Annotated in this window: 10 protein-coding genes and 1 tRNA gene; 6 read left to right on the forward strand and 5 right to left on the reverse strand. The window is 38.0% G+C overall.

Annotation, left to right across the window (positions count from 1 at the left end; all coding sequences use genetic code 11):
- Nucleotides 1-4: 4 nt before the first annotated feature.
- A complete protein-coding gene (locus A7P55_RS04615) occupies nt 5-2,062 on the reverse strand; it encodes a TonB-dependent receptor (RefSeq protein WP_171551261.1) in 2,058 nt (685 codons plus the stop codon).
- Nucleotides 2,063-2,213: 151 nt separating this feature from the next.
- Here A7P55_RS04615 and A7P55_RS04620 point away from each other — a divergent pair, with 151 nt between their 5' ends.
- Nucleotides 2,214-3,200 carry a DUF6607 family protein gene (locus A7P55_RS04620; protein WP_171551262.1) on the forward strand — a complete coding sequence of 329 codons (987 nt, stop codon included), beginning with the start codon at nt 2,214-2,216 and terminating at the stop codon, nt 3,198-3,200.
- Nucleotides 3,201-3,361: 161 nt separating this feature from the next.
- Nucleotides 3,362-4,774 carry a glutamine synthetase family protein gene (locus A7P55_RS04625; RefSeq protein WP_171551263.1) on the forward strand — a complete coding sequence of 471 codons (1,413 nt, stop codon included), beginning with the start codon at nt 3,362-3,364 and terminating at the stop codon, nt 4,772-4,774.
- Nucleotides 4,775-4,819: 45 nt separating this feature from the next.
- Here A7P55_RS04625 and A7P55_RS04630 read toward each other — a convergent pair.
- A tRNA-Arg gene (locus A7P55_RS04630) sits at nt 4,820-4,892 on the reverse strand.
- A gap of 317 nt (nt 4,893-5,209) precedes the next feature.
- Here A7P55_RS04630 and A7P55_RS04635 point away from each other — a divergent pair.
- The gene (locus A7P55_RS04635; protein WP_171551264.1) at nt 5,210-7,405 is read left to right on the forward strand and encodes a polysaccharide pyruvyl transferase family protein; all 2,196 of its coding nucleotides are present in this window, start codon (nt 5,210-5,212) and stop codon (nt 7,403-7,405) included.
- A 121-nt stretch (nt 7,406-7,526) separates the two neighbouring features.
- Here A7P55_RS04635 and A7P55_RS04640 read toward each other — a convergent pair whose 3' ends face one another.
- Entirely contained in the window at nt 7,527-8,885 is a 1,359-nt protein-coding gene (locus A7P55_RS04640) for an amino acid permease (protein ID WP_171551265.1), read from the reverse strand.
- 372 nt (nt 8,886-9,257) lie between these two features.
- On the opposite strand from A7P55_RS04640, the gene prpF reads away from it, so the two are divergent.
- The 3 genes from prpF (at nt 9,258) to A7P55_RS04655 (ending at nt 12,088) form a co-directional block, all read left to right on the forward strand.
- On the forward strand, nt 9,258-10,445 hold the full coding sequence (prpF, locus tag A7P55_RS04645; protein ID WP_171551266.1) for a 2-methylaconitate cis-trans isomerase PrpF: 1,188 nt from the start codon (nt 9,258-9,260) through the stop codon (nt 10,443-10,445).
- A 164-nt stretch (nt 10,446-10,609) separates the two neighbouring features.
- Nucleotides 10,610-11,527 (forward strand): farnesyl diphosphate synthase, encoded by a 918-nt coding sequence (locus A7P55_RS04650; RefSeq protein WP_171551267.1) that lies wholly within the window; start codon nt 10,610-10,612, stop codon nt 11,525-11,527.
- A gap of 192 nt (nt 11,528-11,719) precedes the next feature.
- Nucleotides 11,720-12,088 carry an MmcQ/YjbR family DNA-binding protein gene (locus A7P55_RS04655; RefSeq protein WP_171551268.1) on the forward strand — a complete coding sequence of 123 codons (369 nt, stop codon included), beginning with the start codon at nt 11,720-11,722 and terminating at the stop codon, nt 12,086-12,088.
- Nucleotides 12,089-12,136: 48 nt separating this feature from the next.
- On the opposite strand, the gene A7P55_RS04660 is transcribed toward A7P55_RS04655, so the two are convergent.
- Both A7P55_RS04660 and A7P55_RS04665 read right to left on the reverse strand, forming a co-directional pair.
- A complete protein-coding gene (locus A7P55_RS04660; protein WP_171551269.1) occupies nt 12,137-12,988 on the reverse strand; it encodes an SPFH domain-containing protein in 852 nt (283 codons plus the stop codon).
- A 19-nt stretch (nt 12,989-13,007) separates the two neighbouring features.
- Nucleotides 13,008-13,469: an NfeD family protein gene (locus A7P55_RS04665; RefSeq protein WP_004803047.1), complete on the reverse strand. Its 462-nt coding sequence runs from the start codon at nt 13,467-13,469 to the stop codon at nt 13,008-13,010.
- Nucleotides 13,470-13,648 lie beyond the last annotated feature (179 nt).

Below are 13,648 nucleotides of genomic sequence, written 5' to 3' on the forward strand. Positions count from 1 at the left end.
AAGATTATTTCAGATTGCTATTCCAGTTAAAGCGCAGCCCCATGTAGGTATATCGTCCTGCAATCGGTCGGTAATCTACTGCGCTAGAGAAATTACGTTGTTCATTGAACATATTGTCGATGCCTGCGAAAGCACTGATATATTTGTTGATGCGATAATCAACTTGTGAGTCAAAAGTGATCCAGCTCGGTGATTGCATTTGGTTAGCACTGTCCCCGTATTCATCGCTTTGGTAACGACTACGTAGGGTCAGGTCTAGCTGATCATTCAAGGCATAATCAGCCCCTAAACGTGCGATATGTTTTGGGCGTCGTGTTAGAAGTGTATTTGTGGTTTTATCTTTGGCTTCGGTATAGGTATAGGCACCATTGAGCGAAAGATAGGGTGTCAGATTCCATTTAACTGAACTTTCAAAGCCTTTGGTTTCAGCCTTGGCAACGTTGCTATAGCTATATTGAGTAATACCATTCAGTGTTGTGGCATTGTCAAAGTCTGTTTGAATGAGGTCTTGAACATCATTCCAGAACAGGTTGAAGTCGGCATTCCAGCGATCATTTTGAACCAGGCTTAATCCCAGTTGATAGCTATCCGATGACTCTGGTTTTAGATTCGGATTACCAATCACGATATAGCCTAAGTGACTATGATCAAAAGAATAAAAACGTTCTTTGAGATTAGGAACACGGTAGCCCTGACCATAGCTTAAGCGTAGATCTGCCAAGAGATCATTTTGCTCGTAAAAGCGGTATTTAGTGCTGAGTTTAAAGGCATTGTGGTCACCAAAATCATCATCATTTTGGAAACGCCAACCCATGACCACATCAAGATTTGTGGCTAAATTAAAATCATTCTGCACATAGAATTCATGGCGATCACGTTTAACACTGCCACCCTGCATCTCAAATTTACCATTGTTGCTCTGCTCTAGTTTTTCTTCATGCCAGTCATAGCCCAACTGCCAGTTTTGCTTATGCCATTTAGGGAATGTGAGTTGTGAGCTGAAATGATTATTTTCTTGTTTTGAGTTTCTCAATGCAGATAGATAACCATCTAAAGTTTGAGTAGAAGTAGAGTCATAAGTTTCATGGACTGCTTTTAGATCAACTTTGGCTGTATCCAAGAGATTGAATTGAGATCCTGCGCTAAAGCGTTGACGTTCAATATCTTCAATTTTGTATTGTTTTAAATAAAAAGGTGGAACAAAATTTAAGCTGCGTTGATGATCTTTTTCTTTATATTCATTGAAATCTGCCCAAAGCATAAATTGCTCTGAGGGTTGCCATGCACCATAAACCGCATATTGTTGGCGTTTCTGTTCATCACCTTGTTGTGCATAGTTCTCAGGTTCTACTGCAAATCCATCATTACTGAATTGATCTGCAATAATTCGGCCTTTCAAGTTTGCATTTGCGGCTTCAATACTGATTTTCTGATGGTGATTGTTGATGGACGTGCTTTTTCCATCCGCATTTTGTTTGCCATATGAGCCAATATCGATTTGTCCTGTAATCGAGACACCCTCTTGAACTTTCTTGGTAATGATATTAATCACACCACCCATCGCAGATGAACCATATTGTGCAGATGCAGCGCCTTTAATCACTTCAATATGTTCAATGCCACCAATTAAATATTGATCCAAATCAACAGTAGAACTGGTGCTGGCAGCAAGCGGTAAGCCATCAATCAAAATCAGCACTTGGTCACTACTTAGGCCTTGTAGTGAAATTTCATAGCCTGATTTGCCATGAATTTCTCTGAGCAGAATCCCTGGGATGTTTTCCAAAGCATCTTTTAAGGTTAAAGCATTGGTTCGTTTCAGTTCATCTTCACTGATAATTTCAGTTCGGATAGGACTATCGATTAATTTTTTTTCTGAACGTGTTCCTGTTACCACGATGGTATCAAGCAGATGAAGTGGTGCTTTTGCATTTAAATCAGTTGTTTGCTCGATTGCATAAGCTGATGGAGAAATTAAACCTGCTGCTAAAAGAGAAGCAAATAAAAAATTAGGTTTAGACGAAAATTGAGGAGACAGCATATTCACAATAGTTGATCGCAATGAAAATTATTCCATAATATAAATGGTAATCATTCTCACAATAATTTACAATGCCTTACAGGTTTATTTCAAAAAGATACATACAACTGGAGTTTGAAAAGTTGTTTTATCTATTTGAATCAGTAATTTAGTGTTGAATTGAGATTTTTTTATGAAACTTAAGCTGTCTTATGTTTTGGTTACGGCATTTGTTATGGGGATGACAAGTGTAAATGCTGCACAACAGCCAATAAAATTAGCTGAGGCATTACAGCAGCAATCTTTACATGAGGATTTGACACAAGAACAGGCCCGCCAAGCGATTTTAAAAATGGCTGGGGAATACAAAGTCGATTTCCGTTTTGAAGAGCTCTATTCACTCAAACAAGGTTATGAACTCAAAGATGATGATTTATCCAGTGGCCATGAAACCGTTATTGTCATAGAAAATACACCGAACAAAGTGTCATTACAGCATATCTTGGTTGCGGGTGGGCAAGTGGTGAAACACTGGCGTCAAGATTGGGAATATGAACCTACTAAAATGTGGAGCTATATTGGTGACTATCGCTGGAAAAGCATTGATCTAAAAAAAGCTGAAAGCAATGGTAAATGGCTACAAACCGTATGGCAAGTTGATGATTCACCCCGTTATGCTGGTTTAGGCAAATGGAGCAAAGACAACGGTGTTGTTGAATGGGTATCCAATGAAACTTATCGCCCATTGCCACGCCGTGAACATACGACGCGTAATGATTATGACGTGATTATAGGGATCAATCGACATGCACTCACAGCGACAGGTTGGGTACATGAGCAAGATAATATTAAATTTGATAGCAAAACCAATACCGCACTGGCTCGTGAACTCGGTGTTAACCAGTACAATAAAGTTGAAGGCTATGATTTCAAAGCGGCTTATGATTATTGGAAGACCAATGCAGCGTATTGGAGTGCGGTCAGAGGGGCATGGAATAATGCATTTAACCAGAATCAAATTGTGGCGTTAAAATTTGCAGCGAAAAATGAGAAGTCTCATTTTAGCTATTTTAATGATCAAGCTGAGTCTGTTGCAGGGAAAGCAGTCAAAGCAGAACAACTTCAATCACAAGCAAAAACTTTGCTAAACCAGCAACTGATTGAAGGCAAAATCCAGTAACTGTCGACGAAAATAAAAAGCTCATCTATATGGGCTTTTTATTTTTCCGCAGATTTATATAGAATTTATTCGGTACAGCAATAAATTTACGCACTGTTTACGTTACTTCTATTGGGGTCTCAACTAAGCTGAATTTATCCATATAACTTGAGCTTTCAGCTATGAGTGCTGTACTTGTTGAGATCAATCATCCTTCTGCACTTAAAAAGTATCTTGATACCGCAATGCAGAAACATGATGTTGATGTACATACGATAAAGAATTTATTTATAGAAGAAGTCGAAACCTATTTAAAACACTATCCACAAACCCAACACGTCGATATTTATCTATGTGACTTAAATGGGCATTTACGCGGTAAACGTATTGATGTCGGTTGCCTCAAAAATCTGAGTAAAGGTTGTTATTTTCCATTGTCGATTTATGCCATGAGTCTGGATGGCAAAGTGATTGAAGAGACAGGACTTGGAAAATATATCGGAGAACCTGATCATTTATGTGAACCTATTTTAGGGACATTGAAACCACATGCACTTGAGCCAGAAACAACAGCTCAGCTACTGCTCAGCATGAAGGATGATCATCAGCAAGATTGCGTATTTGAACCTCGCAATATGTTGAAAAGAATCCTCTCTCAACTTCATGATAAAAGTTACTTTCCTTGTATTGCTGCCGAAGTCGAGTTCTATCTACACCCTTTAAGTGAGGCTGATGAAATTGAAGAAACGATGAGCCAATGTTTTGATATTAATACCTCCGATCATTACCAAAATATTCTAAATGAGATCGAAGCAGTCGCAAAACGACAGCGCATTCAAATTACAGGAATCGTTTCTGAATCATCTTCAGGTCAGTATGAGATTAATCTGCAACATACAACGGATCTCTTGACCTTATGTGACCAGATTATGTTGCTGAAAAGAAGCATTAAGCAGATTGCGAATAAACATGGACTACGTGCAAACTTTCTTGCCAAGCCTGATATGCATAAGGCGGGGAGTGGTATGCACTTTCATATGAGTCTTTTAGATCAAAAGCAGCAGAATCTTTTTAGTTCGGCGCAAGAAAAAATCTCTGATAATTTATTAAAGGCGGTGAGTGGATTACTGTTATTGATGCCTGATTCAATGGCGATTTTAGCGCCTAATCTGAACTCTTTTAGACGTTTTAAACTTGGCAATCATGTGCCACTCGAAGCCAATTGGGGACTCAATAATCGTAATGTGGCGATTCGAATTCCATGTTCAGATCAAGAAAATCAGCGACTGGAATACCGCGTGGCAGGAGCAGATTGTAATCCTTATTTGGCTGTCGCTACTATTTTGATAGGCACATTGCATGGTCTAACACATGGATTAGATATTCCAAAGCAAGCGCATCAGTTAAAACTGAAAAGTGAGCATGTGTTCTTGCCGACTGAGCAAATGCAAGCACTGAGCTTATTGAAAGGCAATACATGTTTAACAGAATATCTAGGCAAAGCCTTTGTTGATCTTTGGTGCACGGTGAAACAGGCAGAGTGCCAAAGTGTCTATAGCCAAATTACTGCCATCGAAAAGAATTGGGATATTTAACAGCTCGATGTGCTGCTGCAATATAACTAAAATGCTGATGGGTTATGCGCTCAGCGGGACTCGAACCCACGTCGGTCGCTTAGGAGGCAACTGCTCTATCCAGTTAAGCTATAAGCGCATAATTTTATGATTATAAACAAAAAAGTGATTGCAGAAGCAATCACTTTTTAATGAAACCGATCAGTTGCAAGTTTTAACAATTATTGTTATTTGCTATAGCTATATAGGAAGTAAAACAGAAATTGATTCATAGAGCATTGAAATCTTACATTGATATGATAAAAAAAGTATAATTTTAACCATCAATGAGTTATCAATATAAGAATATAAATAGTATTTTTCTTTAAAGTTAAAATTTAAATGAATATATTACTAATATTTTTAAATTTAAAATAATTTTACAATATGGAGCGTAATGTAGTGAAGTGCCTTTATTTGAATTTGACAGCTACGATTCCACATATAGGTTGTTTGGCCGTAACTTATGCCCATTTTAAAAATTTGAATAGTATAGGTGTTGATGTTACTTCATATAATGCAATTGAATTGAAAGAGTATTGGAAGGGTAATCGAGAAGATTCGCTTAAGTATATTTATAATAGTGAAATGGCGAAGGAAATTTATAATCATGATTTTGTGGTTATTAATGGGGAGGGAACGATACATCATGATAAAGGTTGTCATTTACTTTCGTTGGCTGAGTTTTCTATAAAAAATAATAAACCAGTTTTTTTATTAAACCTAACCTTAGATAGTTTGTTTTTTAATTTTGATGATGTACTGTTAAATTGCTCAGATATTGTAACTAGAGAAATCATTACTTATAAATTTCTTCTAAATAAGAATATTCCTTGTAGGTTGGCTTTAGATGATTTTATAAAAGCCGATTTCTCTTTAAGTACTTCTAGAGATTTAAAGGGTGCAGTCGTTTTTACAGATTATCATCCAGATGTCGAGTCATTGACTATACCTTTATTGCATAAGATACATTCAGTGAGCGAACCAGTAGCATTTTACCCATTTGTAGGTTCAGAATATGCTAAAACATGGAAAAATGTAGTTGCTAACTTTAAGACTGCATCAATGATTATTTGTGGCCGATATCATGGTATCTATGCGGCAGGCTTAGCATCAAAGCCTTTTGTCATATTACCGATGAATACGCATAAAGCGCTAGGTTTAATTCAATTTTCAAAAATTAAAATTCCAATTTGTCAAAAAAAATCTCATATTGAGAATGTAATTAAATTTACTAGGAACAATAATAAAATTTTTGAAGATTTTAACCATTGGATGAAAGAAACTTTTCATGAAGATTCTTTTCTAAAGATTCGGGATTTTGTATTGTCTAATAATAGTATTAATAATGATAAATTATGCTTTTACTTTGAAGGTGTGGAGGTTAATACTATTGAGAGATATTATGATAGTTTATATAAGAATGTATTGAGAGAATCGAATGTTAGATTGCTTAAATCTAGTCAGTTATTAAAAAATAATGAGTATGAAGTTTTCTTGAAAACAAACTCAGTTGATTATATTAAAAATGATGGTTCGTTTTTTAATCGTTTTATTTCTCTTTATGCTTTAGGGCGGTATGCTGAAGCTGAAAAACTATTACCAAATCTAAATTATGATAATAAACATCATTTTAAGGCGATTTGTAATTTTAAACTCGAGTTTGGAGCATTGAGCGAAGTATCTGATAGTTTTTTTTCAAATGATGAAGAATATTCTAATGAACTTTTTTTAAAAACTATAGATAAACACGAGTATGAAAAAGCTTGGCCTATGTTGATTAAAAGGACTAGTTCTCAGAAGTATGTGATTAATGGTAGGCATTTTTTAGTATCCAATAATAAAATGTTAAATAAAGTTTTTATTTTGGAGGGTGGGGTAGGTGACCAAATAAGACAGTCAAAAATTTTTTTTAAATTAGCGAATAATAAAAATAATGATTTTTTAATTTTATGTGATAGACGTATACATCATTTTTTGAAAGAGACTTTTGATAACATAAATTTCGTAGACAGTGAATCTTTGGATGAGGGCACGTTTGAAGTATGTCCTGTTTTAGATTTTTATAACAAAGTTTCTCCTTTTTCTGTAAGAGATAAAGAGTTAATTGTTAATAAGGATTTAAAAAAATACTGGCTAAATAGGATTGAGAATTTAGCAAAAGGTAAGTTGATAATTGGGATCTGTCAAGGGACCCATATTAAATCTTATGATAGATTATCTAATAGATTTGAATATCCTTTATGGTTGGATTTCATTAGTCAATATTCAGATCAAGCCATATTTGTAAACTTATCTTTTGACTATCAAGAAGATGTTGAGCATGTAGAAAATTTAAATATAAATCTCAAAGATGACTTTGATAATACTTCTGCCTTAATTTCTTCCTTAGATTATATTATTTCTCCAGCTAATACTTTGTTAGACCTTTCTGGTGCACTTGGGGTGAAAACAATAGCATTATTTACAGGTTATAAATTTAGAGCAAGACAAGATGTAAATGGCAATGATTTATATCATAGTAATGTAGTGTGGAAAGGATCTTATAACGTTAATGATAAAACTAGGGCTTTAAAGTCAGCTTTTGATTATATTTTTAATCTGGATAAATAATTGAGATTTGAAACATTGGTTTTTTGGGTAAGTATTTAAAAAAGGAATCTTGATCAGATTCCTTTTTTATTACTGAGCTTTAAACGATCAGTAATCACTTTTTAATGAAACCGATCAACTGTTAATGTTCAGTTTTGCGATTTAAAAACCTATAGAAAATAAACATGGCGACGATCCAGATCGGAATCATCAGTACAGATTCTTTAAAGCCTTGTTGCCACATGATGTAAAGCACTACAGCAATAAAACCTAGTACCAAATAGTTACTAAATGGAGACCATAAAGCAGGATAAGAGGTTTTAATTTGAGCTTTTTTGATATGACTTCTATATTTTAAATGGGTCAAGCTGATCATGGCCCAGTTTAAAACCAGCGCACCCACGACCACATACATCAAATGACCTAAGGCATCTTCAGGCACAAAGTAGTTGAGTAATACGCAGCCAAAAATCAGGAAAGCCGAGAGGAGTACCGCTGGAACAGGGACACCTTGTTTATTGGTTTTGGTAAATACTTTCGGCGCATTACCTTGTTGGGCTAGACCGAACACCATACGGCTGTTGGCATACATACCACTGTTATAAACCGATAATGCTGCTGTCAGAATAATAAAGTTAAGTAGATGTGCTGCCCAAGCAATACCCATCTGACTGAAAATCATCACGAATGGACTTTTATCTAAGCCACCTAAGTCCAATTGGTTCCAAGGCACCAGCGACAATAGAATGGTCAGTGAGCCCACGTAGAAAATCAGAATACGAATAACAACTTGGTTAATCGCTTTAGGAATGGTGGTCTTTGGATCCTTGGCTTCTGCTGCGGCCATACCAATCAGTTCAATGCCACCAAAAGCAAACATCAAGAAAGCCAACATATAGAACAGGCCATCAAAACCATGCGGGAAAAAGCCGCCATGTGACCAGAGGTTGCTAAATGAAGCTGTTGAATTTGCATCGGCAGTGAAGAGCAGGAATAAACCAAACAAGATCATGGCAACCACGGCAGTGACCTTGATGATCGCTAACCAGAACTCTGATTCACCATAGAATTTAACATTGGTCAGGTTTACTGCTGTAATCACGACAAAGAAAAATAATACAGACTGCCAAGCGGGGATTTGAGGCCACCAGTAATTAATATATTTACCTACCGCCGTTAACTCAGTCATTGCCACAAGGATGTAGAGCACCCAATAGTTCCAGCCTGTGATAAAGCCTGGAAATTTGCCCCAATACTTATAGGCAAAATGACTAAATGAACCTGCAACAGGCTCTTCGACAATCATTTCACCTAAATGACGCATGATGAGAAAAACAATCAAGCCGCCAATTGCATACCCCAAAATAATAGATGGTCCAGCAGACTGAATAATTTGCGCAGAACCTAAAAATAAGCCCGTACCAATTGCTCCACCCATCGCGATGAGTTGGATATGGCGGTTTTTTAGTCCACGCTGAAGTTGAGAAGAATCGTTGTTCAAAGGACTGAGCTCGACGAGGAATTAACTGGATTATTCTAATAGATTGAAAGATTTTCGCCTAGTAAAAGTACAGTGATGCTATGACTGGAAAGTTGTTTTTAAAAGTTATTTAAAATCTTATATTTATATGAATATTAAAATGAAATATGCTGTAATTTTATACAGTTGAAAAATGTCCCTGTTTTTCCCGACGGATGGATCACTATTTCTACCATGATCAAAGCCTTGAAATCTACTCACTAAAATGCACAGATTCTAGGCATTATGACCAATCCCAAAACAATTGGTCGTATGGTATTTTTGATGGCAGTGCAGTACCTTTAGATTCAAAATTTATCTGCACCAAGAACACGATAAAAGGAAGACATTGACATGAGCTCAGTACCGCAAATTAAAGTCCCAGCAACCTATATGCGTGGTGGCACAAGTAAAGGTGTATTTTTCAAACTGGATGATTTACCTGAAGCGGCACAAGTAGCAGGCAAAGCACGTGATCAACTTCTTCTGCGTGTGATTGGTAGTCCAGATCCTTATGGCAAGCAGATTGATGGAATGGGTGGGGCGACTTCAAGCACCAGTAAAACCGTCATTTTGGCAAAAAGTTCGGAGCCAGAACACGACGTTGATTATTTATTTGGGCAAGTATCGATTGACCAACCGTTTGTTGACTGGAGTGGGAACTGCGGTAATTTAACTGCTGCAGTGGGTTCCTTTGCGATTTCAAATGGTTTGGTCGATGCATCGCGTGTTCCTGAGAATGGCATTTGCACGGTACGGATTTGGCAGAAGAATATTCAAAAAACCATCATTGCACATGTTCCTGTGACCAATGGGCAAGTACAGGAAACTGGTGATTTTGAGCTGGATGGCGTGACCTTTCCTGCTGCCGAAGTGCAAATTGAATTTTTAGACCCAGCTGATGATGGTGAAGAAGGCGGGGATATGTTCCCGACAGGAAATGTGGTCGATCAATTGACTATTCCTGAAGTTGGTACATTCCAAGCAACGTTTATTAATGCTGGGATTCCAACGATTTTTCTCAATGCCGAAGATATTGGTTATCAGGGAACTGAGTTACAAGAGCATATTAATAGTGATGCAGCAGCTTTAGCACGTTTTGAAAAAATCCGTGCCTATGGTGCAGTGCAGATGGGTTTGATTAAAGATATTTCGGAAGCAGCAGCACGTCAGCATACGCCTAAAATTGCTTTTGTATCACAGCCAAAGAGCTATACCTCATCAAGTGGTAAACCCGTTGAGACTAGTGATGTGGATTTATTGGTTCGCGCTTTGTCGATGGGTAAATTACATCATGCCATGATGGGAACGGCAGCAGTTGCGATTGGTACAGCAGCCGCTATTCCGGGAACTTTGGTGAATTTAGCAGCTGGCGGCGGTGAGCGTGAAGCCGTTCGTTTCGGTCATCCATCAGGGACTTTGCGTGTCGGTGCTCAAGCTGAATTGATTGATGGTAAATGGTCTGTGAAAAAAGCCATCATGAGTCGTAGCGCACGTGTGCTGATGGAAGGTTGGGTGCGTGTGCCAGGTGATAGCTTCTAATTTTTTTTGAATTTTCTTGCTAAGGCCTTCATTTGAAGGCCTTATTATTTTGGGGCTATTAAAAATACAAACACAATTTCATGAGATAAATAATGTTATGATGTGGCGATTCTGACAAGTCTTGTCATTTTACTCTTCCATTCAGATTTCCTGAGGCAACAACTGTGTCATCTATCTCTCAAGTTAATGCGGATGTTCTAAAACAAGCTCAACAACGTATTCAACAAGATTTATTGACAGCATTGGCTGCATTTTCAATTCCAGAGCCTTTAAAAGCAGCCGTTCATCATACCGTGATGTTAGGTGGTAAACGGGTTCGTCCTGCACTCTGTTATGCAGCAGCGTCATTACAGCCGAATCACAACTTTGCCGCAGCGCGCCGTGCCGCAGTTGCAGTTGAATTGATTCACTGTTATTCGTTGGCACATGATGATTTACCATGCATGGACAATGATTTACTACGTCGTGGACAACCCACTTGCCATGTCGCATTTGGTGAAGATACTGCCTTATTGGCTGGTGATATTTTGCAGTCGATGGCTTTTGAAATATTAGGCAGCCGTTTGTTTGATGAACAGGGGCAAGGAACTGAAGCGGCCATTGTCTTAAAACAAGTGCAAATCTTAGCAACAGCAAGTTCAAGAATGGTTTGTGGTCAGGTATTAGATTTACAGGCTGAAGGGGAAGGAAAACAAGTTGATCAAACTGAATTGGAAAATATTCACCGCAATAAAACAGGTGCTTTAATTCAAGCGGCGATTATGATGGGCGCAGTGACCATTTTTAATGGGACGGATCAAGCAATTCCTAAATTACGCCAATTTGGGCAAACGATTGGTTTAGCCTTCCAAGTGCAAGATGACATTCTGGATGTGACTGCAAGCACTGAGACTTTAGGCAAGACTGCGGGTAAAGATGAGCAAGTTCAGAAATCAACTTACCCGTCGTTGATGGGCTTAGCGCAAGCACAGGCCTATGCACAAACGTTACATGATCAAGCCTTTGAAGCCTTGGCTTATTTTGGTGATGATGCCAAAGAGTTGGTTGAGATTTCACAGTTTTTACTGGCACGTAAAAGTTAATCTTTGGTCAGCTTTGATCAATGATTGAATGTTATAAAAGACCATCCTTGTATGGTCTTTTTTTGGGAGTAGCTATATACCTTAATACAATCAGCAGAATAGATTTAAGCAGTTTATAAATCATTGTTTTAATATAAAAGTGAATCTAAGATAAATAGATGATCCATAGAAATAACAACAGAGCATCGCTTTATGAATGACGATCAATTAGAACAATGTGCGCTTGAATATGGACAACAACTGGCTTTTTCTATCCAGTCACAACCTTTTGGTCCAGACTGTGAGGTCTTTAAGGTCTTTGACAAGGTATTCATGTTGATTGGGGCTTATTCGGGTAAGTTGTTGGTGACGATTAAATGCAAACCAGAGAAAAGCTTGGAATATCAGGAACTATATCCCTCTATTTCGGCAGGTTATCACATGAATAAGAAACACTGGATCTCGATAGCCAGTGGTCATGAAATTACAGCTGATTTACTGCAAGATCTGATTAAAGATTCATATGATTTGGTGGTAGGGAAACTCCCTGTTAAAGATCGAAAACGGATTCAGAATGTATAAAAAATAAAGCAGCGATAACGCTGCTTTATTTTTGGTTGGAAACAGGGCTTAGTGTTTACCCATAATTCCACGAATAGCATTGAGTACATCAGCTGGAAGTACCACAGTTTTTGCGTTGCTTGATTTAGAAAGATCCTGCATCGCTTTCACATATTGCTCACCGAGTAAGTAAGCAACAGGGATCTCTTTATCACCTACGGCAGTGGTAACCATTTCAATCGCACGTTGTGAAGATTCAGCAAGGACTACCTGTGCTTCTGCATCACGACGCGAAGCTTCTAAACGACCATCTGCTTCTAAAATCGCGGCCTGTTTTTCACCATCTGCTTTGGTCACCGTCGCACGACGTTGACGTTCAGCTGCTGCTTGCGCTTCCATGGCCGCTTGCATGGTTGGAGATGGCTGAATATCTTGAATTTCAACCGTTTTCAGGGTAATCCCCCAATCTGAAATATCATCAGAAATGGCTGCTTTTAACTTCGCTTTGATATGATCACGTGAAGAAAGCGCATCATCCAAGTCCATTTCACCCACAATTGAACGGAGTGAGGTTTGAACAAGGTTTTGAATTGCCCATGTATAGTTTTCAATCCCGTACACCGCTTTTTCTGGTGTTGTCAGGTTGATATAAGCGACGGCATTCATCACCAGTACGGCATTGTCTCGGGTAATTACTTCTTGTGAAGGAATATCCAAAACAATATCTTTGGTGGTAATTTTATAAGCAACTTCGTCTACATATGGAATCACGAAATTGAGACCAGGATTCAACGTGGTATGGTATTTACCTAAACGTTGCACAATCCATTTATAACCTTGGGGAACAATACGAACCCCTTTAAAGATGGTTATAGCAATAAAAGCTAAAAAAGCTAAAACAACAATAGTACCGACAGACATTGAAAACCCTCTTTTGTGTTTATGACGTGCTATGCGGTTGAACGACTAAATCATTACCCAAAATATCAACCACGCGAACGCGATCGCCGACTTGTACAGGTACGGTACAACGACAATTCCATTCATCAGAACCTAAAACAGGCATCGAGAAGCGTACAATGATTTGTCCATGTTCAAGACCAGTCTGGATCACCATACCGACTTGACCAATGGTTGCTTCACGAGGGAGTCCTGCTTTGGTTTTATCAATGGAGAGCGGTTTGATAAATTTGAACCAAAGAATCGTGCATAAAATAGATAAAATTCCCCAAGTAATCACTTGGGTGGTAAAGCCCATCATCGGGAAAAGCCACAGTAAAATACAGACCATGACGGCTGCTATGCCAAACCATAATGCAGCAAAAGCAGGCAAAATTAACTCTGAAAGAATCAGTAAAATCCCTAATACAAACCAGTGCCAAGGTTCAACTACAAATTCCATAGATTTGCTCGCATCATTAAACGGAGTGGAGGTGAAAAAATATTCACCTTTAGCACTCTAGCAGATCATTATCTTGATGAATATACAAAGATTGTTTTTTTAGAATTTGGGGCTGATGGTCATGAGAAATCTTGCTTGGATTGCAAGTCGTTATGCAGATCAACAGCCCTTGAGGAGGA

The organism is Acinetobacter sp. Ac_5812, from assembly GCF_013072695.1.
In the GTDB taxonomy this organism is placed as follows: Bacteria; Pseudomonadota; Gammaproteobacteria; order Pseudomonadales; family Moraxellaceae; genus Acinetobacter.